This window comes from Streptomyces sp. NPDC002520 (genome assembly GCF_053595235.1).
Genome location: NZ_JBSFXG010000033.1, coordinates 1 through 22,707, shown reverse-complemented (window position 1 = coordinate 22,707; position 22,707 = coordinate 1). Strand labels below are relative to the sequence as shown.

The 22,707-nt window shown below is 69.2% G+C and carries 18 protein-coding genes and 2 pseudogenes; 13 read left to right on the top strand and 7 right to left on the bottom strand.

Annotated elements, in window-relative coordinates; all coding sequences use genetic code 11:
- Positions 1-71: 71 nt before the first annotated feature.
- The 3 genes and pseudogenes from ACWD5D_RS33715 (at position 72) to ACWD5D_RS33705 (ending at position 4,341) form a co-directional block, all read left to right on the top strand.
- Positions 72-2,192, top strand: coding sequence for an amylo-alpha-1,6-glucosidase (locus ACWD5D_RS33715; RefSeq protein WP_451376598.1), 2,121 nt, complete (start codon positions 72-74; stop codon positions 2,190-2,192).
- Positions 2,193-2,286: 94 nt separating this feature from the next.
- Positions 2,287-2,474 (top strand): annotated as a pseudogene (locus tag ACWD5D_RS33710) (cold-shock protein).
- A gap of 841 nt (positions 2,475-3,315) precedes the next feature.
- Entirely contained in the window at positions 3,316-4,341 is a 1,026-nt protein-coding gene (locus ACWD5D_RS33705) for a cytochrome P450 (protein ID WP_451376597.1), read from the top strand.
- Positions 4,342-4,446: 105 nt separating this feature from the next.
- On the opposite strand, the gene ACWD5D_RS33700 is transcribed toward ACWD5D_RS33705, so the two are convergent.
- The 3 genes from ACWD5D_RS33700 to ACWD5D_RS33690 form a co-directional block, all read right to left on the bottom strand.
- The gene (locus tag ACWD5D_RS33700) at positions 4,447-5,004 is read right to left on the bottom strand and encodes a GNAT family N-acetyltransferase (protein WP_451376596.1); all 558 of its coding nucleotides are present in this window, start codon (positions 5,002-5,004) and stop codon (positions 4,447-4,449) included.
- Between the two features lie 849 nt (positions 5,005-5,853).
- Positions 5,854-6,258, bottom strand: coding sequence for a VOC family protein (locus ACWD5D_RS33695; RefSeq protein ID WP_451376595.1), 405 nt, complete (start codon positions 6,256-6,258; stop codon positions 5,854-5,856).
- Positions 6,259-6,408: 150 nt separating this feature from the next.
- Positions 6,409-6,987: a GNAT family N-acetyltransferase gene (locus tag ACWD5D_RS33690; protein ID WP_451376594.1), complete on the bottom strand. Its 579-nt coding sequence runs from the start codon at positions 6,985-6,987 to the stop codon at positions 6,409-6,411.
- Positions 6,988-7,267: 280 nt separating this feature from the next.
- On the opposite strand from ACWD5D_RS33690, the gene ACWD5D_RS33685 reads away from it, so the two are divergent.
- Positions 7,268-7,903, top strand: a complete 636-nt coding sequence (locus tag ACWD5D_RS33685) for a maleylpyruvate isomerase N-terminal domain-containing protein (RefSeq protein ID WP_451376593.1) — start codon at positions 7,268-7,270, stop codon at positions 7,901-7,903.
- Between the two features lie 117 nt (positions 7,904-8,020).
- Here ACWD5D_RS33685 and ACWD5D_RS33680 read toward each other — a convergent pair whose 3' ends face one another.
- The 3 genes and pseudogenes from ACWD5D_RS33680 to ACWD5D_RS33670 all read right to left on the bottom strand — a co-directional run.
- Positions 8,021-8,173, bottom strand: coding sequence for a hypothetical protein (locus ACWD5D_RS33680; RefSeq protein ID WP_451376592.1), 153 nt, complete (start codon positions 8,171-8,173; stop codon positions 8,021-8,023).
- A 478-nt stretch (positions 8,174-8,651) separates the two neighbouring features.
- Positions 8,652-9,020: an ester cyclase gene (locus ACWD5D_RS33675; protein ID WP_451376659.1), complete on the bottom strand. Its 369-nt coding sequence runs from the start codon at positions 9,018-9,020 to the stop codon at positions 8,652-8,654.
- A pseudogene (locus ACWD5D_RS33670) lies at positions 9,002-9,208 on the bottom strand (DUF3224 domain-containing protein); the annotation flags it as partial. The gene ACWD5D_RS33675 and the pseudogene ACWD5D_RS33670, both read right to left, overlap by 19 nt.
- Between ACWD5D_RS33670 and ACWD5D_RS33665 the strand changes: the two are divergent.
- The 7 genes from ACWD5D_RS33665 (at position 9,207) to ACWD5D_RS33635 (ending at position 18,462) form a co-directional block, all read left to right on the top strand.
- Positions 9,207-9,587 carry a VOC family protein gene (locus ACWD5D_RS33665; protein ID WP_451376591.1) on the top strand — a complete coding sequence of 127 codons (381 nt, stop codon included), beginning with the start codon at positions 9,207-9,209 and terminating at the stop codon, positions 9,585-9,587. The pseudogene ACWD5D_RS33670 and the gene ACWD5D_RS33665 sit on opposite strands and share 2 nt — an antisense overlap.
- 246 nt (positions 9,588-9,833) lie before the next feature.
- Positions 9,834-10,574, top strand: coding sequence for a VOC family protein (locus ACWD5D_RS33660; protein ID WP_451376590.1), 741 nt, complete (start codon positions 9,834-9,836; stop codon positions 10,572-10,574).
- A 406-nt stretch (positions 10,575-10,980) separates the two neighbouring features.
- Positions 10,981-12,591 carry a DUF885 domain-containing protein gene (locus tag ACWD5D_RS33655; protein WP_451376589.1) on the top strand — a complete coding sequence of 537 codons (1,611 nt, stop codon included), beginning with the start codon at positions 10,981-10,983 and terminating at the stop codon, positions 12,589-12,591.
- A gap of 154 nt (positions 12,592-12,745) precedes the next feature.
- Positions 12,746-14,836, top strand: coding sequence for an NAD-dependent DNA ligase LigA (gene ligA, locus ACWD5D_RS33650; protein WP_451376588.1), 2,091 nt, complete (start codon positions 12,746-12,748; stop codon positions 14,834-14,836).
- 382 nt (positions 14,837-15,218) lie between these two features.
- On the top strand, positions 15,219-16,517 hold the full coding sequence (locus ACWD5D_RS33645) for a Dyp-type peroxidase (protein ID WP_451376587.1): 1,299 nt from the start codon (positions 15,219-15,221) through the stop codon (positions 16,515-16,517).
- Positions 16,518-16,568: 51 nt separating this feature from the next.
- The gene (locus ACWD5D_RS33640) at positions 16,569-17,609 is read left to right on the top strand and encodes a YVTN family beta-propeller repeat protein (protein WP_451376586.1); all 1,041 of its coding nucleotides are present in this window, start codon (positions 16,569-16,571) and stop codon (positions 17,607-17,609) included.
- A gap of 235 nt (positions 17,610-17,844) precedes the next feature.
- Positions 17,845-18,462, top strand: a complete 618-nt coding sequence (locus tag ACWD5D_RS33635; protein WP_451376585.1) for a dihydrofolate reductase family protein — start codon at positions 17,845-17,847, stop codon at positions 18,460-18,462.
- A gap of 95 nt (positions 18,463-18,557) precedes the next feature.
- Here ACWD5D_RS33635 and ACWD5D_RS33630 read toward each other — a convergent pair whose 3' ends face one another.
- On the bottom strand, positions 18,558-19,568 hold the full coding sequence (locus tag ACWD5D_RS33630; protein WP_451376584.1) for an Lrp/AsnC family transcriptional regulator: 1,011 nt from the start codon (positions 19,566-19,568) through the stop codon (positions 18,558-18,560).
- Between the two features lie 139 nt (positions 19,569-19,707).
- Here ACWD5D_RS33630 and ACWD5D_RS33625 point away from each other — a divergent pair, with 139 nt between their 5' ends.
- Both ACWD5D_RS33625 and ACWD5D_RS33620 read left to right on the top strand, forming a co-directional pair.
- Positions 19,708-21,168, top strand: a complete 1,461-nt coding sequence (locus ACWD5D_RS33625; RefSeq protein WP_451376583.1) for an MFS transporter — start codon at positions 19,708-19,710, stop codon at positions 21,166-21,168.
- A 59-nt stretch (positions 21,169-21,227) separates the two neighbouring features.
- Positions 21,228-22,505 (top strand): amidohydrolase family protein, encoded by a 1,278-nt coding sequence (locus ACWD5D_RS33620; RefSeq protein WP_451376582.1) that lies wholly within the window; start codon positions 21,228-21,230, stop codon positions 22,503-22,505.
- The last annotated feature ends 202 nt before the right edge of the window (positions 22,506-22,707 follow it).

Here is a 22,707-nt window from a genome sequence, read left to right as displayed (position 1 = left end):
ACCCATTGCCATGGCTCTGACGAGTCGCTTAATGTCCTTGGAACGCTAAAACACTGAGAGGTTCCACTTCCTTGGACGCGACTGTCAAGACCCAGGACCCCAACAGCTCGGTCACGGCACCCGCTCCCGGGGCCGGGGGGCTACAGCCGTTCCTGCATGACGCGGTCGTCACGCTGCACGCGCCGACCCTCGTCATCTCGCGTGCGGACGGGCAGGTCAGCGAGGGTGCGGACGGCTTCTATCACGGCGACCGCCGGGCGCTGTCCCATCTCGTCGTCGCCGCCGAAGGCATCCCGCTGGCGCCGGTCTCCGGGGGCCTGCGGGGTGCGGACGGTGCGGAGTTCCGGTCCGTCCTGCGCGGCCTCGGAGAGGTCACACCCGACCCGGCCGTCGCTCTCCATCGCCGCCGCAGCACGGCAGCGGGCCTGTTCGAGGAGCGCCTGGAGGTCACCAACGCGGGCAGCCGTCAGGTCCGCTTCCGCCTGACGGTGACCGCGGGCTCCGACCTGGCCACCATGGACCAGGTCAAGTCCGGACACGCTCCCGAGGCGGTGCCGCCCCAGGCCGCGGACAGCGAGGCCATCGGGCTGGCCTGGGCGCGTGACGGCTTCACCGCCCACCTGGTCAGCGCGCCGGCGCCGGACGTACTGGAAGTGCCGGCGGGACGGCTGTCGTACGACGTCGAACTGGACCCCGGTGCCACGTGGTCGGTGACGCTGTCCGGTACGGCCGCGTACGCGGACGGCGACCAGTTCCCGCCCGCGCCCGCAGACCAACTCCCCTGGCTCACACCCGTGTTGCGCAGCACGGACCGCAGCCTGGACCGCTGGCTGGAACAGTCCCTCGCCGACCTGGACCGCCTGCGCCTGACCGACCCGCAGTCCCGGCAGGACCACCCGGACCAGTTCCTCGCGGCGGGCGCCCCCTGGTTCCTGACCCTCTTCGGGCGCGACGCCCTGTGGGCCGCCCGCATGCTGCTGCCCCTCGGCACCGACCTCGCCGCCGGCACCCTGCGCACCCTCGCCCGCCGCCAGGGCACCGTCACCGACCCCGCCACCGAGGAACAGCCGGGCAAGATCCTGCACGAAGTCCGCCGCGACAGCCTCAAGCTCGGCGACCGGCTCTCCCTGCCCTCGGTCTACTACGGCACGGTCGACGCAACTCCCCTGTGGATCACCCTCCTCCACGACGCCTGGCGCTGGGGACTCGATCCGGCGGAGGTCGAACTGCTCCTGCCGCCGGCCGAGTCCGCGCTCGCCTGGATGCGCGACCAGTCAGCCGCCGACGGCTTCCTCAAGTACATCGACCAGACCGGCCGCGGATTGTCCAACCAGGGCTGGAAGGACTCCGACGACTCCATCCGCTATCGCGACGGCAGCCGCGCCCACGCACCCATCGCCCTGTGCGAGGTCCAGGCGTACGCGTACGAAGCCGCGCTCAGCGGAGCCACGCTGCTTCGCGCGTTCGGCCGCCCGGGAGCCGACGAATGGGAGGCATGGGCCGAGCAACTCGCCGCCCGCTTCCGCGAGCGCTTCTGGGTCACGGACGAACACGGCCCCTACCCGGCCGTCGCCCTCGACGGCGACGGAAAGCCCGTCGACTCGGTCACTTCCGGCTTCGGCCATCTCCTCGGCACCGGACTGCTCAACGCCGAGGAGAGCACACTGCTGGCGGACCGCATCGCCGCACCCGACCTGGACGCGGGCCACGGCCTGCGCACCCTGAGCCGCGGCGCGGTGGGCTACAACCCCTTCGGCTACCACGTCGGTTCCATCTGGCCGCACGACACCGCGATCGCCGTCCACGGCCTGGTCAAGGCCGGATTCCCGGACGCCGCGGCCTCGTTGGCATCCGGCCTGTTGACCGCGTCGACGGCCTTCGGCGCCCGCCTCCCCGAACTCTTCGCCGGACACGGCAGCCACGAGAGCCCGGCTCCCGCCCCCTACCCGGCGTCCTGCCGGCCGCAGGCCTGGGCTGCCACCTCCGCGGTCCTCGTGCTGCAAGCCGCCCTAGGCCTGAGCGCCGACGTCCCCGGCGGCACGGTCACCGTGAACCCCGCCTTCGCCCCGCAGTACGGACCCCTGACGGTAAAGGGACTCCAAGTCGGTGGAGAGCAGCTGGATGTCTCGGTTGCGGCGGACGGATCAGTGAACGTGACTGCGCCGGAAAGACTGACCGTGGTCGCACCCTGATGGCACCGGGAACCTCCGGCGATGCCCAACCCGAAGTGATCAACATTTCTCAACTGTCAGACAGCGAAACGCTGCTGGAGCACCGGAAGGATCCATGACTCAGGGCACCGTGAAGTGGTTCAACGCCGAGAGGGTTTCGGCTTCGTGTCCCCCGACGACGGTGGGCCAGACCTCTTCACGCACTTCTCCGCGATCCAGGGAACGGTCTACAGGAGCCTGGAAGACAACCAGCGGGTGGAGTTCGAGATCGGGGAGGGGCCGGCGGAGCCCCCAGGCCATTGACGCACGGGCCGTCTGACGAACAGCTCGCCGATTCGCGACACCCCGGCCCACCTGAAGATCAACATAATCCACCCAGGCCTGGCGGGCGCCTGGGTGGTGGCGCGCCCTCCATGACACACAGCAAGGGCTCTCTCTGTCGTCCCGGAGCCTCAAGGGTAAGAGTTTCATATATTCGCACATTTGTACGATTTCGTACTCGAAGAGGACGCAGGCCAGGGAGGGGCAGTGGGCGAAGGGAGGTACGGAGCCGTGGATTTACCTATGTACGCAACCAAATCCCTAAAAGTGCCCTGTATCAGACATCTGCCATATGTGGCAAGATGGCCCGTGTGGCATTTGGTGCAGAAGACAGGCGAGAGGAGTGCACCATGATCGCCAAGCTGCTCGGCAAGCTGTCCTTCACCCGCCACTACGGTGCGTACGGGGCTCACGAATGGAGCGCGTACGTCGGCGATGACTGCGGCTGACCGCATTGTCGGCGGGCGCCCCCGGGCGTCCGCCGGCTCTCGGGCCACGCTTGCCGACGATGTCGACCTGGACAGGCAAGAGAGCCAGGGACGATCTCATGGGCCGAATGAATGAGCCGCCGCGGTTGCCCGAAGGCAGCTTCGCCGCTTGGAGCCGCGATCGCCTGGGACTTGCGCGCCGTGGCGCTGACGAGTGCGGGGACGTCTGGCAGTTGGAGCCGGGTGTCTACGTAGCCGCTACGGCCGGGCCGTGTGAAGCAGTCCTGCGCCGCGCGCAGGATTTCCCCAAGGCGTCCTCGCCTCTCTTCCCGCCGTTGAAACGGTCGAGCGGAGCACCGACGCCGGAGGCGCGTGCGTACGCTCACGCGGCCCGTATGCGCGGACTGCGCCCGCAGGCGGTTGCGGCCCGGATCGGTGAGATCGCGGCCGGGACCGCTCGATTCGCCGACCAGTTGCCCACGGGCCAGGACGTCGAGATTCTGACCCCGGTGCGGCACACCCTGGCAGAGATCGGCGTGCGCTACCTCTTCTCCGAGGACGCTCCCACCCTGCTGCCCTTCGCGGCACGGCTCTTCCTGGCCAGGGAGGTGCTCGTACACCCCTCGCGCTGGGTATGGCCGCGTTGGGTCCCTACACCGGGACGGCGGTTCCGCACACGGCAGCAAGTCGCCTTCATCAAGGCTTTGCAGCCCATCGTCCGCCGGCGCCGTTCATCGGGCCGACTCGGTGACGACGTGCTGGGACAGATGCTCCGGCCCTCCTCCCACCACGGCCTGCTGCCGGAAGAAGCCATCCTCGACACTCTCCCCGGAATCACCGTCGCCACCTTCGAGACACCTTCCCGGGCGGCCGGATGGATCCTGCTCCACCTGGCCCAATACCCCGAGGCGGCGGACCGCGTCGCAGCCGAAGCCGCCTTGCTGCCCACGGCCCCGGCCGCGACGACCAGCACCCATCTCGACAGCCTGCACTACACCCAGGCACTGGTACACGAGGTGCTCCGGCTGTACCCCCCGAGCTGGCTGCTGACCCGGCGCGCCAGGCGGCAGACCGAGCTCGCCGACTACACCATCAACGCCGGGTCCACCGTTCTCGTCTGCCCCTACACCGCCCAGCGCGACGCGCGGGAACACTCCGAGCCGGACCAGTTCCGGCCCGAGCGCTGGCTCGATGGTCCGGACTCGCCGGCGAAACCCGGGGTCTTCCTCTCCTTCGGCACCGGCCCGCATGGCTGCGAGGGAGCCTCACTGGCCATGGCGATGCTGACGCTCCTGACCGCGCAGACCGCCCGCCGCTACCACTTGAGCGAGCCGCCCGGACAGCAACCCGGCTACCAGGTCACCACCTTGGAAGGTCTCGCAACTGTCGGCTTGCACCTGCGTGCCACCTTGCGCAGCTGACGGCAGTCCCGCTTTCAGCTACGGGACTCCTCCACCCGACAGCAGCGAACGTCGACCACGTTCGAGTGCCGTTCCGCACACACGCACACAGCTTGGATGACCGGCTCATGGTTCGCTCATCGTGTGTCGCTGGTCGAACTCGTCGGCGAGCATGCCCATCATGACGAGGTCGTGGTGCCGGCCGGCGAAGTAAACGTGTTCCCGCAGGCGCCCCTCCTCGGTGAAGCCGAGCCGACGGAAAAGTGCCAGCGACGCCTCGTTGTGGGCGAAGATCGCTGCCAGGCATTTGTGATAGCGCCGCTCGGCGAACATGAAGCGCAGCACCAGCACTACGGCTTCTGCCGCGTAGCCCTTGCGCCGGTGGTCAGGGTCGATCATGACGTCAATCTCGAACCAGCCTGAACGAGGGCCGGTGCGATGTGAGCCGACTGTGCCAACCAGCTCCCCCGTGGCCGTCGTTTCGACCGCCAACCGGAAGCAGTCGTCATCACACGTGGCAACGGCCTGCTCCTTCGCCCAGGCACGGTAGCTCTCGGCGGACCGCGGTAGATCCAGCCGGCTCCCTCGCCGCCCGTCATCGTCGGCGAAGCGCATGAACGCCGGCCAGTCGTCGGGCTCGACAGCGCGTAGACGTACCCGCTTACCTGTCCAGGACGATGCCATGCCCAATTTGATCACGCTGCGGTGCGCGCAAGAGTGAGAGGCACGCCAGGACACGCGTTACCGGCCGCGCTCCGTATCACCTCTGATCGTCGTCCTCGTCCAGTACAGCGGGGGCGCGCAGCGGGCGCGAGTCCCTCAGCCGGGACGGTGCCGCGGGAGCGGTAGCGTTCCGGGCAGTTGGGGTTCGCGTGCTCGAGGGACGACAGGCGAGCGACGTCCTCGTACAAAGCCTGCTGCACGGCCTCGTGGGCGGCCAAAGAAGACGCGGACGCCGCGACCGACCGGGTTCGCCGGCAATGGCGGACGCCAAGGTGACCGCCGTGACCCGCGACGCCGTACGGCTCGCGCACGGCCGTGAGCTGCCGAGCCAGGTCACCATCTGGACCACCGGGTTCGGCGTTCCGCACCTGGCCGCCCGCAGCAGGCTGAGCACCGATGCCCTGGGCCGCCTGCTCACGGACGAGACGCTGACGAGCGTGGACGACCCGCGCATCGTCGCGGCCGGGGACTCGGCGGCACCGTCCGACCAGCCGCTGCGGATGAGCCGCCAGGTCGCGATGGTGCAGGGCGCGCGGGCCGCCGAAACCGTGCTCAGCCGGCTGGCGGGTACGCAGTCGGAGAGCCTCCACCAGTCGTTCTTTGCCCAGTGCATCGGCCTGGGCCGGTGCGCCGGTATCTTCCAGCTCGCCAACAGGTCGGACATCACGGTGTGGTCCCACATCGACGACCGACTGGGCGCCAGGCTCAAATCCTGCACTGGGACGAGCTGGTCCTCTGCGCCGGTACCTGGCCACCGATACAGGAGGCCCGCGACTACAGTCGTGGGTGGAGTCTCCCTGGTTGGGGCGTTCACTGCCGAGCCGGTTCCGGGCCGATCCAGCCGGCGGTGCCGACGCAGGCTTCGTTGCCTTCCGGGTCGGCCAGCACCCAGTGCGACGGAGCATGGGCGTCGCTCACCAAGCGGCCGCCGGCAGCAACAGCTGCCGCTATGCGCGCTTCGGCCTGGTCATACGGCACCCAGACGTCGACGTGCATCCGGTTGCGCTGAGGGCGTGGTGTGTCCATCTGCTGGAAGTAGAACGGCGCCCCGCGACGGTGCGGGTCGATCAAGTCCTCGGGACTGCTGGCTCGATCGGCATAGCTGAGCAGCGCGCGCCAGAACCGTACAACTTCCGGTCCTGCAAGGGCATCGACGGTGACCTGGACGGTCTGTACGACGGACGGGTCCGCCGGCATTCCGAGCGTGCGTGCCACGGCCGAGATCTGCCGGGCCAGTTCGACGTCCCGCTCACTCAGCCCGCTTGCCCTCCACGTAAGTCATTCGATCAATCTAGCGGGCACAGCGTGGACCAAACCGGCACGATCAGCCCGGAACACTGGCCTCACCATCACACGGCCCGCGACTCATCGACCGGCTGCGCGGCGAGCGGGTTCGCTGATCGAGTGCCGCTCGGCGAACTCGTCAGCGAGCATGCCCATCACGACGAGATCACGGTGCCGGCCGGCAAGGAACACACGATCGCGAAGGCGCCCCTCCTCCACGAAGCCGAGCCGACGATGAAGTGCGAGCGACGCCTCATTGTGCGCGAAGATCCGCGCTTCGCACTTGTGATAGCGCCGCTCGGCGAACATGAACCGCAACAGCATCACCACGGCTTCCGCCGCATAGCCCTTGCGCCGGTGATCAGCGCCGATCGTGACCCCGTACTCGAACCAGCCCGCACGCGGATCAGCCTGGTGCGAGCCGACAGCACCGACGGTCTCCCCCGACTCGACGGACTCGATCGCCAACCCGAAGCAGTCGCCATCGAACTTGGCAGCGGCCTGTTCCTTCGCCCAGACACGAAAGCCCTCGGCGGAACGAGGCGGGTTCAGAAGGTCGCCCATCCGCTCCTCGTCCATGGCGAAGCGCATGAACGCGGTCCAGTCGTCAGGCTCGATACCGCGCAGGCGTATCCGATGGCCAGTCCAGAACGATGTCATCCCCCATTCGATCACGTCACAGCGTGCGACGTACAGGCCGCTCTCCTGCCTCGGCAGGCCCGGTGACCTGGCACTTCACGTTTGCCGGACGCGCACTCCAGGGTGGTCGGGCGCCGCTCGGAGCCCTCAACCCCATTGCCCACCGCAACGCGACCACGAACCCGGGCATGCCTGGACTCCCCGACATCGTCGGACGTCACGTCACCGCCGGTCCGCAGGCTGCCACTCACGCACCGCCCAAGGGCCATAATGTCGAAGATCTCGGATCATGGAGGACTTCATGAGCGTCATAGACGCCTACCTGACCGCCGCGACGCAGGCAGCATCACTGCTGGAAACTCCGGAAGTTGACGCGGCATGGGAGCGGCCCAGCGCACTGGCCAAGATGACGGTCGGCGGTCTGGCCGGCCACCTCGCCTACCAGATCTTCAGTGTCAGCTCGGCCCTGGAAGAGCCCGCGTCGCAACAGGCGCCGATCCCGTTGCTCGAACACTACGCGCGCGCCGCCTGGATCGACGCACCACTCGACGGGGAGGTCAACACTGGCATCCGGGCGAAGGGCGAGGGCATCGCATCCGAAGGAGTGGTGTCGTTGGCCGGGCGCGCCCGCACCACGCTCGCTGAGCAGCACACTGATCTCACCGGACGTTCAGGTGACCAGGCCGTGTTCATGCCGCAGACGGGATGGGCGCTGCGTCTCGACGATTTTCTGGTCACCCGGATGTTGGAGCTCGCCGTGCACATGGACGATCTCGCTGTCAGCGTGGGAGTCACCACGCGAGATCTCCCGGACGCCGCATTCGATCCCGTGCTCGTGCTACTGGCTCGACTCGCCGCTGGACGGCACGGCCAGGCCGCGCTGCTGAGGGCGTTGACCCGTACGGAGCGAGCATCCGCGGCGATCAACGCCATCTGACCGACCTCGACACACAACGCTGATCACTTCCTCCCTCGAGCCGGTGTCCAGGTCATTCAAAACAAAAGGACTTTGGATGCCCTCGTATCGTCTGTGCGGCCGAACCAGAGGACCCGATCACGGTCCGGAGCTGGCGACAGCACTCGGATTGGTCGTGTCGAAGTAGACCCAGTCCGCACCCAGGGCGAAGTAGAACGCGCCGGGATACGTACCGCCCGTCACCTGACGGTCGAAGGACTCGCTCCGGACCCACCTGGCACTCTTGGGCATGAACTGCACGAGTTTTCCCGGCAGTTGGCTCGGCATCGCGGGCTGAAAACCCCATTGCGGTGCCCCCACTATGGCGGCGACGCCACCCGCTCTCAGCCGGGCGAAGCCCACCACACGAACATCAGCGGGACCTGGAACGGACACTCTCGAATCGGTGCCCAGCACGACGCCAAGCCAAAGTGTGTCGGAGAGCGCGGCGAACCGACGTTCCAACGGTTCAGAGTCCGTACGGACTTCGTTGCCATCGGCACTTTTCGCAGTCGGCCTACACGCCGCGAGCACCATCCCCGCGCCCAGCGCGAGCGCGCCCCGACGCCCCCGCCCCGCCAAGCCGCCCATAGCACGCTCTCCCCCGCAACCCCCACACCCAAGGCCCTGATCGTAGCGGTCCGCTCAAAGCCGCTGCCCCTTGGAATCATCTGCGGCAGGTGAACTGCCACTCGCTGCCCGTCAGTTGCATGCGCGTCTTCAAGACGATCTACCGGCCCTGGCCCCGCCGTGAGGACGGATCCTGCAGATTGCCCGCGACTCGATGAGAGGCCTGGCCGGCCGGTCGGCCGAGACTGGACAGTCCCCATAGCTCAGCGATCAGGCCGTGCTGAACTCGGAAGATCTCCATCATGGTGGATGCAGGCTCCGCGCCGTCGGGCACGGAGTTCGAGAGCCCTCGTAGCACGGAACGGACGGCGACCCGGTCGCGATCCACGAGCATGTCCTCGACGGACATCTGAATGTCGGGATGGCTGCGAACATCCTGGGCCAGGCACCTGCGACGGCCCCGATACCGGCCGTTCTCAGCGGGTGACTCACGAAGTCCGGTGCGAGGATCAACTCGTAGTCGAACCAGATCCGATGCGTTCCATCAGCGTCGGCGGCCATTCCTCCAGCACCGGAGATCCCGGCCAACTCTCCCGTGCCGCTCGCGGGCACGATGGTGAAGAACTCCGCAGTGCGATCGCTGCCGGACGTCGTCGCCGAGTGCACGAAGTTGAAGGCGCCAGCCCGGCCGCGTAGCGAGCCTTCGAACGATTCCATGCGGCGGCCGAACCACACCGCCGTCTACGCCAGCGACCGGCACTTGTCCGCCGAGTTCATCGGCGCGATCCTGGGCCTCAAAGTCGGCGCCTCGTTTGGGCCGTTCCTGCCCGTCGACCTCGGCAACGGCGTGACGCTGGACTACTACGAGAAGCGCGACGAGCCGGTCCAGTCGCAGCACTATGCCTTCCTCGTGCCCGACGCACAGTTCGATACCATGATCGCCCGCTTGAAGGCGGTCGGGGTCACCTACTACGCCGACCCCAGCCATACCGAACCCGGCCAGATCAACCGTCTGTTCGGCGGTCGCGGCGCCTACTTCGGCGACCCGGACGGCTACAACATGGAGATCATGACGCGGCCCTACGTCCGCCCCTAGCAGGCCGCCTGGCAGCGGTCCGTCGGCCCCTTCCGCCGAGCGGCTCTCGAACTTCCTGGCCGAGGCCAGACGGGTGAGCCGCTCGGCGGCGCGGGCGCTGAACGCATGACGATGACGGCGAGGTACCTGATCGCAGATACACCGCCTGGTTGGCGAGCTGACCATCCCGCCGGTCGGGGAGTTGATCCTTGTTCGGCGACGCTACCTGCGGATGTCGTCGCAAAGCGGGCGCGTAGGATCGCCGGCATGGCACTGCGACCTGTGATGGTGAACATCAAGGCTCTCGATGGCTCGGCGGTCGGCCGGTTCTGGGCGGAGGCGCTCGGCTGGAGTGCCTACAGTCCCGGCGTGACCATCTACGTCGGACCCTCCGGCGGCCTCGTCTGGCCGGACCCGGTCGCCGTCGGCATCGACGTCGTTCCCGTCCCGGAACCCAAGACAACGACAAAGAACCGTGTGCACCTCGATCTCGCCACCACCTCTGCGGCCCATCAGGCGGAGTTGGTCGCGCGTCTCCGGTCTCTCGGTGCGACGCCCGCCGACGTGGGCCAGGGCAACGTGCCGTGGACGGTCCTCGCCGACCCTGAGGGCAACGAGTTCTGTGTGCTGGAACCTCGTGAGACCTACCGGGACACCGGGCCGATCGCCGCGGTGGTGGTCGACTGTGCGGATCCGCGGGCCATGGCCCGGTTCTGGGGTGAGGCGATGGACTGGACCCTGCACGAGGTGGCCGACGAACATGCGGTGTTGCGCTCCGCCAAGGGTGTCGGCCCGTATCTCGAGTTCCTCCGCACGCCCGACATGAAGACCGTGCCGGACCGGGTCCATCTTGACCTGCTGCCGTACCCCGGTGACGACAAAGCGGCGGAGGTGGCCCGACTGCGGTCCCTCGGCGCCACCGACCTCGACCTCGGTCAGGGCGACGTCCCCTGGACGTGCCTGGCCGACCCGGAGGGCCACGAGTTCTGCGTCCTCGCCACGTCCTGACGCGGAGCCTTGGCAACACCCCCGAGACGTGAGCCTTGTGTGCTCACGCCACGACCCTTTTCGAGCCCCGGCCTCGTCCTGATGGGCCCGCACGCTTGTGGATCCGACACCCGCAATGGTCGAGTCGACGGCGCCGACGGCCACGGAGTGCTGCTCTGCGGGGGCATGAAGGACATGGCAACTCATGGCGTCGCGCGCCTTGGTGTCGATCCAGGCGAGCCGCAGACATGAGCTCCGGGTGGCCGCCGGGCCTCGCCCGTGACCCGGCGGAACCGGGGACAGTCGCCCACCGGCGCGGGTGGCCACGCCGGTGGGAAGTAGGTCGTCGGGGATTCGAACCCCGAACCCGCCGTGCGGCCGCCCGCGGGTCGACTGGCAGTCGAGGGTGGCTGCATAGCCTCACGGAATGACGCAGATCTTCGACCTTTGCGACGAGTACGTGCGTCGCGCCGCCGAACTCGACCCGGTTGACGCCGGATTCCTCGGCGTGAGCCTGCCCGAGTCGGGCGAACCCGCGACCGACTTCGGTCCAGACGGCCACGCCGCCCGCTACGAGTTGATCACCTCGACCCTCGCCCGCCTCGCCAAGCTGACCCCGGAGTCGCCGGACGACCGGCTGGCCGCCGAGCACCTGCGCGAACGGCTCGGCGCACAGCGCGCCTGGCACGAGATCGGCGAACCGCTGCGGATGGTCCGGGTGCCGTACGGCCTGGTGACCAAGCTGCGCGTCAGCACGGAATTGTTGCCGCGGGGGGACGAACACGACTGGCGCTATCTCGCCGCCCGACTCTCCGCGATCCCCGCGATGCTGAGCGGCCTGCGGCAGAGCCTCGCCCTCGGTCTCCACCGCGTCATGCCGGCAGCCCGCCGCCAGGCTCTCGCGATGGCCGACCAGGCGGAGGGCAGCATCGGCGCGTACGACCATCTGGTCGACGAGCACGGCGACGGCCCGCTGGCAGGCGAACTGGCCTCGGCCGCCGCCGCCGCTTACCATAGCTACCAGGATCTGGCCCGCTACCTGCGCGAGGAGTACGCACCGAAGGCCGCCGAAGCGGACGGCGTCGGGGCCGAACGCTACCGGGTGGAAGCCAGACTCAGCCTCGGCATGGACCTGGACGGCGAGGACGCCTACCACTGGGGCTGGGCGGAACTGGCCAGGATCGAAGCCGAGATGGCCGAGGAGGCGCACCGGGTCAAGGCCGGCGCGACGGTCGACGAGGCCATCGAGATCCTCGACGCGACCGGCTGCGTCGAGGGCGAGGACGCGTACCTGACCTGGCTGCGCGCGAAGCACGAGCAGACCATGGACGATCTCGACGGCACACACTTCGACATCCCGCCACGGCTTCGCACGCTCGCCGTGAAGCTGACCCACGACTCCTCCTCCGGTTCGCCGTACTACACCGAGCCGAGCGAAGACCTGAGCAGGCCGGGCAGCACGTGGTGGCCGGTGGCGGGGCGTCAGCGCTTCGGCGTGTGGAACGAGCTGACCGCGGTGTTCCACGAAGGCATCCCCGGCCACCACCTGCAGATCGGCGCGATGCGACTGGCAGGCGACCGGGTGTCCCGGTTCACCAGGGTGAACGCCGTCGACGGCTACACCGAGGGCTGGGGCCTGTACGCCGAGCGCCTCGCCGACGAACTCGGCTGGTTCACCGAACCCGGCTCACGCCTCGGCATGCTGATCGGTGCCGCACGGCGCGCCGCCAGGGTGGTGATCGACATCGGCGTGCATCTCGACCTGCCGCTGCCGAACGGCTCGCGCTGGGACTTCGACACCGCCCGCGTGGTGCTGCGGGACCGCGCCCGCACCGCGGAGCGCAGGCTCACCCCCGAGGTGCTGCGCTACTTCGGCTGGCCTGCCCAGGCGATCTCCTACAAGCTCGGCGAACGCGCCTGGCTCGCCGCCCGCGAGGCCGCAAGCCGCGAGCCCGGTTTCGACCTGAAACGTTGGCACACCAAGGCGTTGGACCTCGGCCCCATGGGCCTCGATCGCCTCGCGGCCGAACTCGGCTGAGGTTCACTGGTGCGGATGGCTCCCCGACGGAGGCAATGGTCAGGGTCCCGCAACCCTCGCGGGCCTCGCAGGCCCGTCGAAAGGCGATTCCCGGACCTGGTCGACACCCTTGGCGACGGGGGCGTTGTCAGTGGTGGCGGGCAGGATTGCGGTCATGACGACACCCGTTGTGCAGATCGAGGATGCCGCCGCCTACGCGCAGGCGGTCGAGGACGCGGTCAAGGCTGCGGCCGCCTACTACGCGGGCGGTACCTCGCCCCTGGATGACGACGCCTACGACCGGCTGGTGCAGGGCATCACCGCCTGGGAAGCCGATCATCCCGACCAGATACTGGCCGACTCACCGACCGGCAAGGTCGCCGGCGGTGCGGCAGAGGGCGATGTGCCGCACACGGTGGCGATGCTGAGCCTGGACAACGTGTTCTCGCCGGAGCAGTTCGCCGCCTGGGCGGCGTCGCTGGCCCGCCGGATCGGACACGAGCCGGAACGCTACCGCGTGGAGCCGAAGCTCGACGGACTTGCCATCGCCGCCCGCTACACCCAGGGCCGGCTCACCCGGCTGATCACCCGTGGCGACGGGACGGCCGGAGAGGACGTCTCCCATGCGATCGGCACCATCGAAGGCCTGCCGTCCACGCTGGCCGAACCGGTCACAGTGGAAGTGCGCGGGGAAGTGCTGATGACCACGGCCCAGTTCGAGCACGCCAACGAGGTACGCATCGCCCACGGCGGGCAGCCCTTCGCGAATCCGCGCAACGCGGCTGCGGGCACCCTGCGCGCCAAGGACCGCGTCTACACCGCCCCGATGACGTTCTTCGGCTACGGCCTGCTGCCCCTTGCCGAGACCGGGACCACGCACGCCGCACAGCTCAGCGAACTCGCGCACAGCGACCTGATGGCGCGGGCCGCCGAACTCGGCGTGAACACCACCGCCACCACCCAGGTGCCCGGCATCACCGCCACGACCACCGATGACGCCCTGGCCCGGGTAGAGGAAATCGCCGCCCTGCGGGCCCAACTGCCGTTCGGGATCGACGGCATCGTCATCAAGACCGACCTGGCCGCCGATCAGCAGGCCGCCGGGTCCGGATCGCGGGCCCCGCGCTGGGCGATCGCCTACAAACTGCCCGCCGTCGAGAAGATCACCCGGCTGCTCGAGGTGGAGTGGAACGTGGGCCGCACCGGTGTCATCGCCCCGCGCGGAGTCCTGGAGCCGGTCGAGATCGACGGCTCCACCATCACCTACGCCACCCTGCACAACCCGGCCGACATCACCCGCCGCGATCTGCGACTCGGCGACCACGTCATGGTCCACCGCGCCGGCGACGTCATCCCCCGCATCGAAGCCCCCGTCGCCCACCTGCGCACCGGCGCCGAACAACCCATCGCCTTCCCCGAGGTGTGCCCGCGGTGCGGGTCCGGCATCGACACCAGCCAGGAACGCTGGCGCTGCGAGCAGGGCCGCAACTGCCACCTGGTCGCCTCCCTCTCCTACGCCGCCGGCCGCGACCAGCTCGACATCGAAGGCCTGGGCGCGACCCGCGTCGTACAGCTCGTCGAAGCCGGCCTGGTCACCGATCTCGCCGACCTGTTCGCCCTCACCCGCGACCAACTCCTGTCGCTGGAACGGATGGGCGCCACCAGCACCGACAACCTGCTCGCCGCCCTGGCCACGGCCAGGACGCAGCCGCTGTCGCGGGTGCTGTGCGCCCTCGGTGTCCGCGGCACGGGCCGCTCCATGTCACGGCGCATCGCCCGGCACTTCGCGACCATGGACAACATCCGCGCCGCCGGCGCCGACGCTCTGCAGGCGGTCGAGGGCATCGGTGCGGAGAAGGCCCCGTCCATCGTCGCCGAACTCATCGAACTCGCCCCGCTGATCGACAAACTCGCCGCAGCCGGGGTGAACATGGCGGAGCCTGGCGCCACTCCCCCGTCGGCAGCCGCCGCGGAAACCGGACCCGGCGGCGATACGACAGGCACCCAGGCCGCCGGGCCGCTCACAGGGATGACCGTCGTTGTCACCGGCGCGATGACCGGCCCGCTGGAACGGCTCAGCCGCAACCAGATGAACGAACTCATCGAACGGGCCGGCGGCCGGTCCTCGTCCAGCGTGTCCAAGAAGACCACCCTGGTCGTCGCCGGCGACAACGCAGGGTCCAAGCGCGCCAAGGCCGAAGACCTCGGCATCCGCCTCGCCACACCTGACGAGTTCGCCGCGCTGGTCGCCGACTTCCTCAGCTGACAACGGCACCGTCGTGGAGCTCGGCCAAGAACGCGGCGACGGACCGATCAAGGGCGGCAGGGCGTTGTCACGCTGTTCGGACAGGCCCTTCGGATGATCGATAATCCTCCATATCGCAGCCGTTCTTCGATACCTGTCCTTTATCCGTCTTGTGCTGCGACCCGACTCTCGTGGGCGTCTTGATCAGTCGCTCTGGGCCGGCCGTCCGACCCCACAACGGCCGGCGCTTTCCAGCGGCGACTTTTCCGGTGAAAGCGCGCTGTTCGCCAGAATGTCCAGGGTGTGACCTCGCCATGCCGTCACTCCCGAGTGGTAGGACCGACACGTCCGAAATAACCTATGAGATCAGGCTTCGGTTGATGTTCGATCGATGGAGAACGTCATGACCGACAAGACCTATGCGCACGAGGAATGGAGCGAGTCGGGCTGCCCGATGGGCGCGTTCGCCCGGCGGACGTTTTTGCAGGGCAGCGCCGCCGGCCTCACCGTCGCAGCCGCGAGCCGGACCGCCCGCGGCGAGGGGACGGCGATCGCGGGATCGACGCCCGGGGCCGAGACGGCACCCAAGTCCCGGACGATTCCCTTCCACGGCTATCACCAGGCGGGCATCGCCACTCCTCCACAGCAAGACGCCATCTTCGTCTCGCTCGACGTCACCGCGGCCGACCGCAAGGAGCTCACCGAGCTGTTCCGGACGCTCACCGCACGAGCCCGGTTCCTCACAGCAGGCGGAAATCCACCAAGGACGTCTTCGAGCGCGGCACCGTCGAGCACCGGCATTCTGGGACCCACGGGCGCGGCGGACGGTCTCACGCTGACCGTCGCAGTCGGCGCCTCGCTCTTCGACGGCCGCTACGGTCTGCGCGCCCGGAAGCCGGTCCAGCTCGTGACCATGACGCCGTTCCGACATGACGACCTCGATCCGGCGCTCAGCCAAGGGGACCTGCTGATCCAGATATGCGCCGATCACCGGGACACGACGGTGAACGCACTGCTCGACATCCTCACGCACACCAAGTCGGCGGTGAAGCTGCGCTGGCGCATCGACGGCCAGCGCAATCCGGAGCGTCCTGTCGGTGTCCGGCGCGACTGGTTCGGCTTCAAGGACGGCATCGCCAACCCGGACACCAACAGCGCCGGCCAGTTGGACCAGGTGGTCTGGGTCCAGCCGAAGAGCGCCGAGCCGGCCTGGGCCGCGGGCGGCACCTATCACGTCGTGCGTATCGTGCACTTCCACATCGAGGCCTGGCAGAAGGTGCCCGTCGCCCAGCAGGAGCGCATCTTCGGCCGCCGCAAGGCGAGCGGCGCCCCGATGTACGCGTTGGGCGAGAACGACTCCGATCTGCTCGACCCCATCTACACCAACGACCCCCAGGGCCTGATCACTCCGCTCGACAGCCACATCCGGCTCGCCAACCCGCAGACTCCGGAGACCGCTGCGACCAGCACCATCCTGCGCCGCAGCTACGACTACGACCGCAGTCCCAACCTTCCCGAGCTCGACATGGGGCACGCGTTCATCTGCTTCCAGCAGGAACTGAACACCTATGTCGCCATGCAGACCCGGCTGGAGGCCGAAGCCCTGGTGCCGTACATCACTCCTCGGGGCGGAGGCTATTTCTTCGCGCTCCCGGGCGTCCGGGACGACAGGGACTACTACGCCCGCGGGCTGCTGACCTGAGCCCTGGCCGGCCCTCCGGATCGAACCAAGGCACTGCGCACAGGAGGCGAGATGTTGTCTGCCGCGCGGACCCCATCATTCAGCCGACGCCGACGCCGCGGCGGCACGCTCCGGTCGCTCCTCTCGGTGGGCGTCGCCGCGTCGGTGGCCTCCTGCGTACCCACCGCCTCCGCGCATCCGGCGGCCGCGGGCCTGTCATCCGCGCCACGCGCCGACAGCCGCATCTATGTCACCAACCAGCAGGACAACACCGTCTCGGTCATCGACGCCCGGACCCACAAGGTGGTCGCGACCGTGCCGGCCGGCACGGCGCCCGAGGGGGTGGCCGTCACCCGGGACGGCAGGCGCCTGTACGTCGCGGACAGCGGATCGGCCCGCGTCTCGGTCCTCGACACCCGCACCTACAAGACCGTGGCGACGGTGCCTGTCGGCAAGAGCCCCACCGGAGTCGCCCTGAGCCCGGACGGCGGGTCTCTCTACGTCACCAACGGCACCTCGAACACGGTTTCCGTGATCGACACCCGTACACAGCGGCCCTCGGCCGCCATCCCCGTGGGCAGGTCCCCGGTGAACGTGGCGTTCAGCCGCGACGGTGCCCAGGCGTATGTGGCGAATGCCGGATCGGGCAGCCTGTCGGTGATCGACACCCGCACCCACCGGGTCACCCGGCAGATCCCCGCCGGGCGATCCCCGGTGGCCGTGGCCGTCACCAAGGACGGCAAGGCCGCCTACGTCGCCGACGAGGTCGGCAAGCACGTCCTCGCCGTCGCCACCGACAGCGGCAAGGCGACCACCGTGAACGCCGGCACGGGCCCCTTCGACGTGGCCATCGGCCCGGACGGGCGCTTCGCCTACTCCGCCGATCTCGGACCCGGCACCGTCTCCGTGATCGACACCGGCAGCAAGCACGTCTCGTCGACCGTCGCCCTCGGCCCGCCCGGAACCGACCCGTTCAACCTGGAGGTCACCGACCGCGCGATCTACGTCACGAACCAGGGGGCGAACACCCTCGCCGTCGTCGACTCAGCGTCCCGCAAGGTCGTCGCGACGGTCACCGTCGGCGCTCAGCCGTACGGCGTGGCGGTCGGCTGACGCAGTCGTTCCGGGCGGCTCAACTGACCTGGGACTCTGCGGGCGTGGGTGGCTGAAGGCCCGGCGGACGGGCGTCACCGTCGTGCCGCCCGTCTCACGATGGCCCCGCCAACCCAAAGAGTCCGCGTCCGAGTGATCCGGGACGCCCCGACCGCATCCCGGCGGCCCAGCGATGAGTTCTGCGAAAGAACCCGGTCTACCAGCACGGGAGAAGAACCCGCCGAGAGGGACGTTCATGGACGCCGCAATGCCCTCGCACAGCCCCGCCGACGCCACGGCCGACCGGTCGCCGGCGGACACACAACGGCAGACCGCCCAAGGAAAGGTGCTGTGGCACTTCACCATGTCGTTGGACGGATTCGTGGCAGGCCCGAACCATTCGATGGACTGGATGACGGGTTTCCCGCTCCGGCCGGGCCTGATCGAGGAGTATGCGGAGACGACCGGCGCCGTGCTGGGCGGCCGGGACGGCTGGGACGCCTACCCGGACGCGGGCACCATCTACGGCGGCGCCTGGAAGGGCCCCCTCTTCGTCCTGACACACCATCCGGAAGACGCTCGGCCCGCCGACGGTGTGACGTTCCTGAACTGCGATGTGTCCGAGGCGGTCCGGATCGGGCTGGAGGCCGCAGGGGGAAAGAACCTTGAGGTCTTCTCGCCCGGGATCGGCCGACAACTCCTCGAGCGCCGGCTGATCGACGAGATCGACCTGCACATCGCGCCGGTGCTGCTCGGCGACGGAGTCCGACTGTTCGACAATCCCGGCGGCCTCCCCGTTCGGCTCGAACTGCTCAACGGCGCCGATCGCTCGGCGGCGGTGAACCTGCGGTACCGGCCGGCCGCGATCACCTGACAGCCACCCGGGCCGGCGATTCCTCACCGTCGGGCACGCTGGCCGCGCCGCCGGCGGGTGCGGCAGCGGACAGGCGGGAGCGGATCAGAAGCGGATCAGAAATCGACCGGTACGTGGCCGATGCTGTGGCCGTCCTCGTCGAGCAGGCGTCCCATGAGTTTGACCGTGTGCAGGGACAGGGCCCGGTCGTTGATGACGGCCTCCGGATGGCGTCGGACGACCAGTTGATCGAGGCGGTGGAGATCGGTGAGGTCCCGCAGCCAGGCGAAGACCAGCAGGTTGCTCGTGCCGGACACCGCGGCGCACGCTCGGATCTCCGGCACCGAGACCAGCGAGCGGCCGACGTGCTCCAGACGGTCTGCCGGCACACCCGTCCACAGCACGGCGGTGTACGGCCATCCCGAGATCGCCTGGGCCACCTCACAGCGCAGCACGGCGCGTTGCCCGTTGAGAAGGCGGTTGACGCGGCGGCGGACGGTGGCCTCGCTGAGCCCGGTCCGTTCGGCCAGCGTGGTGTGGGACTGCCGGCCGTCGGCGGCGAGGATCCGGATGAGCCGCAGTTCGTCGGCGCTGAGTTCTGTTGCGGAGTCGGCGGGCCGTGCCGGTGGCTGCTCGGTGCCGAGCAGAGCCTGACGCTGCGCGGGCTCGAGCGAACGCAGCCGCCACAGGCTGGCGTCCCCGTAGACCTCGGTGACGATGTGCACGCGTGTGGCGGTGATTCCCCGGATGCTGCCGAGCCGATGAACCACGTACTGGGACAGCGCCGCCGGACTCGGGATCGCGACGCTCAGCAGGAGGGACCGGGCGCCGGTCAAGTGGTGGATGCTCAACACCTGCGGGTCATGAGCCAGCTCCTGCGCCACATCGCCCACTGCCCCGTTCAGACATTCCGTCTCGACGTAGGCCAGCCGCGCCCGCCGACCGGCAGCCGATCCGGCGTAGCAGGTCACCCAGGCCAGGCCTGCGCCGGTGAGCCGCTCCCACCGCCGGGCGACGGTGACCGGGTCCACCTCCAGCACCTTGCCCAGCTCCGCCCAGGAGGCCCGGGGCCGTACCTGGAGCGCGTTGATGAGGGCGAGATCCAGCTCGCTGACGAGATCCTGCATTCCATCGCTCCTTTCATCGGCCCGCAGAGTCAGATGCGGCAGGGGTGCGCGACAGCCTGACGGATTCCGGCGATTCTGTCGGAGTTCACTTCATGCTAACCAGGCTGAGGGCCTCATCCAAGCAGCGAAGGAGCACTGCATGGTCACCGATACGCAGGCCAACCCGCCCCGGGGCGCTCAAGCCGGTTCGCACGAGGGCACGTCGCTCGGCGTGCGCTCGGTCGTGGGGTTCCTGGCCTTCGTCGAGCTGGTCAGCGGCATCGTCCAGGGGTACTACCCGCCGCTGATCGCCCACCTGAGCTCGGCCGTGCACGTCAGCGAGGGCGCCCTGAACTGGTTCAGCAGCGTCCAACTACTGGCCGCCGCGGTGTCGGTGCCCGTCGTCGCCAAGCTCGGCGACATGTACGGCCACCGCAGGCTGCTGCGCATATCCGTGGCATGCGTTGCCGTCGGAAGCCTGCTGATCGCCGTCTCCTCGTCGTTCCCTCTCATGCTCGTCGGACGGGTCCTCCAAGGCCCCCTCGCGGCCTGGATCGCGCTCGAGGTGGCCATCGTGCGCGACAAGATCGGCGGGGACACCGCACGGCGCTCCATCGGTCTGCTCGCCAGCGCCCTGACGGGCGGGGCTGTCATCGGCGCGCTCATCAGCGGTCCTCTCGACACACACCTCGCCGGCATCCGGCTCACCCTCGCGGTGCCGGCTGCCCTGGCCGGGCTCTGCCTGCTGGTGACGCTCTTCCTGATCCCGGAGTCGAAGAGCCGTGCCGCCCGCAGGATCGACTGGGCGGGCGTGGCCGGTCTGGCGCTCGCGCTGGTACTGGTACTGCTCGGCCTGTCCCAGGCGGCGAAGGCGGGCTGGGGCTCCGCACGCACCATCGGGCTCGTCGCAGTGGGGCTCGTGGCACTCGCGGGATGGGTGGCCTGGGAGCGCCGCACGCCCGAACCGCTCGTGGACATCCGGCTGTTCGCCCGCCGAGCCATGTGGCCTGCGCAGGCCGGCGCCCTGCTGTTCGGAGTCAGCCTGTTCGGCGGCCAGGTGCCGCTCTCGACCTTCCTCGCCGCAGACCCGCACGAGGCCGGCTACGGTTTCGGCCTCACCTCGCAGTCGATCTCGTTCGTCCTCGCGCTGAACGTCCTGGCAGCGGTGGCGGGTGCAGCCCTGTACGGAAGAATCTCCCGCCGGATCGGAATGCGCGCTGTGCTCCCGCTCGGCCTGCTCGCCATCGCGGTGGCCTACACCTGGATGGGCCTCCTGCACAGCGCCCTGTGGATGATCCAGATCGCCAGTCTCGTGGCGGGCTTCGGCAGCGGGCTGCTGCTCGGTGGCCTGCCCGCCTACGTCTCCGAGGTCGCTCCCGCGAACCAGGTGGGCATCGCCTCGGGCACCTACAGCACCATCAAGGTGCTCGGCGGGTCCGTCGCCAGCGCCGTCTTCGGCATCCTGCTCGCCACGTCCGTGCTGGCCGGCACGAAGGTCCCCTCCGCGCAGGGATACGTCGCGGTGTGGTTCGCCTGCGCCGGCACCGCGCTGCTCGGCGTGGTGACCTTCCTGGCGGCCTGGGCGACGAAGCGGGCGCGCGGCGCCCTCCCCACTCTGTGAGGCCCGTTCCCTCCCTCACCGCCACCGCCTCCATCACCCATCGTCAAGGAGTCATTTCCGTGAGCACGTCCGACAGCATCCGACTCGTCAACGCCCGCATCATCGACGGCACCGGCGCGGAGCCTGTCACCGGCGCCGAACTCGTCGCGATCGACGGCCGCATCGCCTACGTGGGCCCGCAACGCGAACAGCTTCCCGCCGAACACCGAGCCGTGCGAACCGTCGATGCCGGCGGGCGCACCATCCTGCCGGGGTTCTTCGACTGCCACGTGCACGTCAGCATGTCGATCGAGGACGGTCTGGCGGCGCAGTTCGCCGACGCCGGCTCCTACGCGACGCTGAAGACCGCGCAGCGGCTGCGCAGCACGCTCGACGCCGGCGTCACCACGATCCGCGATCTCGGCGGTCTCGACAACGGGTTCAAGCGGGCGCTGGCCAACGGCCTGGTCACCGGCCCGCGGGCGCACCTCGCGGTGGGCGTCATCTCGCCCACCGGCGGGCACGTCGACTTCGCCCTGCCCAATGGCCAGTCGCCCCGGCCCGCTGAGGGCAAGCTGGCCTACGTCGCGGACACGGAGGAGCAGGTGCTGACGGCGGTGCGCCGGCTCGTGCGCTCGGGTGCGGACGTCATCAAGGTGTGCACCACCGGGGGTGTCTCCAGTCCGACCGATCAGCCGGACGACCTCGGCGTGACCGAGGACCAGGTGGCGCTCATTCGCGCCGAGCTCGACCGGCACTCCCACCGACGTACCATCGCCGCACACGCACAAGGGGCGGCCGGCATCATCGCCGCGATCCGTGGTGGAGTCGACAGCGTGGAACACGGCTACGCGATCGACGACGAAGGCATCGAACTCATGCTGGAGAAAGGCACCTTCCTCGTGCCCACGCTGAGCTCCGCCCTGCGTGTTCCCGATCCCGCGCTCGTCCCCCCGTATCTGTACGAGAAGAAGGTGCGTTGGTCGCAGATCGCGCGCGAACGTGTCGCGAAGGCGCTGCAGGCGGGGGTCAACGTCGCGCTCGGCACCGACGCGGGAGTGTGCCCGCACGGCCGCAACCTGCTGGAGCTCGCCCACATGGTCGCCCTCGGGATGTCCCCGGGCGATGCCATCGTCGCCGGTACCCGCAATGCCGCGCGGTTGCTGGGCCTGGACGACGAGCTCGGCACCCTGGAAGTCGGCAAGACCGCCGACCTCGTGGCCGTGGCGACCGACCCGCTCGCCGACATCTCGGCACTCGCCGACCCGGCCGTCATCGAACTCGTCCTCAAGGCCGGCGAGGTGGTCAAGGACACCGCTGACCTCGCCGCAGAGCAGCTCGACCGACGGGCTGCCTGAAACCAGCGCTCCCGCGGGGACAGTCCCCAGGCCCCCGGGCCGCGATCCTCGTCCCTGACCGCGACAAGCGGGTCCTTGCTGATCTCGTAGTCGGTCCGGCGACGGACCTCACCCCGGCGCGGGGGGGGGGGGGGGGGAGAGTCTCGGCGGCCGCGACGCCCGCAGCCAGGACGGCGCCCTCTACGGCGTCGGAAGCACCTCC